Source organism: Neobacillus drentensis (assembly GCF_036966985.1).
GTDB classification, from domain to species: domain Bacteria; phylum Bacillota; class Bacilli; order Bacillales; family Cytobacillaceae; genus Neobacillus; species Neobacillus drentensis_E.
The window spans coordinates 1-1,408 of the sequence record NZ_JBALSN010000356.1; the positions used below are offsets into that span (position 1 = coordinate 1).

The 1,408-nt window shown below is 34.2% G+C and carries 2 protein-coding genes; both read left to right on the forward strand.

The window, feature by feature from the left end:
• Positions 1-505 precede the first annotated feature (505 nt).
• Positions 506-985, forward strand: a complete 480-nt coding sequence (locus tag V7659_RS21610; RefSeq protein ID WP_335542152.1) for a helix-turn-helix domain-containing protein — start codon at positions 506-508, stop codon at positions 983-985.
• A gap of 229 nt (positions 986-1,214) precedes the next feature.
• Positions 1,215-1,408: undecaprenyl-diphosphate phosphatase (locus V7659_RS21615; RefSeq protein WP_335542153.1), on the forward strand; the 194-nt coding region annotated here is incomplete at its 3' end.

Sequence of the window (1,408 nt, forward strand, 5' to 3'; positions counted from 1 at the left end):
ATGATCAGCCGTTTGATATATATAGGATGTTAGATGAAATTCAAGATCAGTGGTTTGCACAATTTCAACGTCGTCCGGAACCAGAGGCCCTCATCTTTCATCTGAATTTGTTGGAGAATGCAGCACACAAGGTCCTAAAATCGAGGATTACATACTCATCAAAATTACATCCGTCGGTCCATTATTTATTTTCAAAAATGAGTGAAGTTATGTTGTTTCATTCTGAAAAAGATAATTATAGTATTTGGAAGGATGCTGTAATCTTATTTAATGAATGGATTATCCGTTCACAAAATTTCCGTGAATCAATTGAAAATATCTGCTTTGGATTTGGCTATTTTCTTCCTTTTAAGCGCTGTGCACTCTTNNCAATCAAGAAAGTATCGGAATTGGTTTATTTGGACATCATTTCAACAATGATGAAGTGCAGGCAATTGCTGAAAAAATTACTAACATTCCAGTCCTTAGTGAAAGTCTGGTCAAATTAAAATCACAAGGGCACGAAATGAAGAATTTTCAGCCAATATATATTTCTAGTGCAGAAAATGACCTCCCCGAGAGATATGTGAAAAAATTTGACCTTGGATCCTTAATCATTGTTCCTATTTATGTTCCAGAGGAAGGGAAAATAATCGGTGGAGTAATATTAGATCAAGGTCAGGGCATCCATTTTACAGTTGACACTAGCCTGTTTCCAGCCCTAATGAAATTTGGCCAAAGTTCAGGTGAATTATTAACAAAGTTTATTAAGGCTGATATTAAGAAACAGGATCAATTAACTGATGATTCGATTTCCCTTTCACCAAGGGAAATTGAAATTATCAAACTTTTAGCTGATGGTGCCTCCACTGCTGAAGCTGCTTTAAAGCTATATTTAAGTGAATTTACGGTAAGAGATTATATATCAAATATCATGAAAAGATTAAATGCCCAAAATAGAACAGAAGTTGCTGTAAAAGCAATTCGGTTGGGAATTATTGATTAAGAATAACAATATAAAGAAAAAACACCGAATGTGGCAATACTTTAACGCCGCATTTTTTCTTTGGAAAAAAATACATGAAACTATTTTTGAACACCTGCGTTAGTAATAGTGGAGTGCAAACTGGAATTTAATAAATATTGCTTTGTTATTGTTTAATGAGTAAAATGGATGAGTTATACCATATAATCACTTACAATACTTTTGCAACTAGGTTAGGAGATAAACAGAAATGGATCTACTTATGATTATTAAAGCTATTATTCTAGGGCTAGTAGAAGGATTAACAGAATTTGCACCAGTATCATCTACTGGGCACATGATTATCGTGGATGATATGTGGCTTCAATCCGAAAAGTTTTTGACACAGCATGGAGCAAACACATTTAAAGTCGTTATCCAACTCGGTTCCATATTGGCGGTTGT

Coding starts and splice junctions, on each gene's coding strand:
- V7659_RS21610 (WP_335542152.1), top strand. CDS start 506: ATGAAGAATTTTCAGCCAATATATATTTCTAGTGCAGAAAATGACCTC.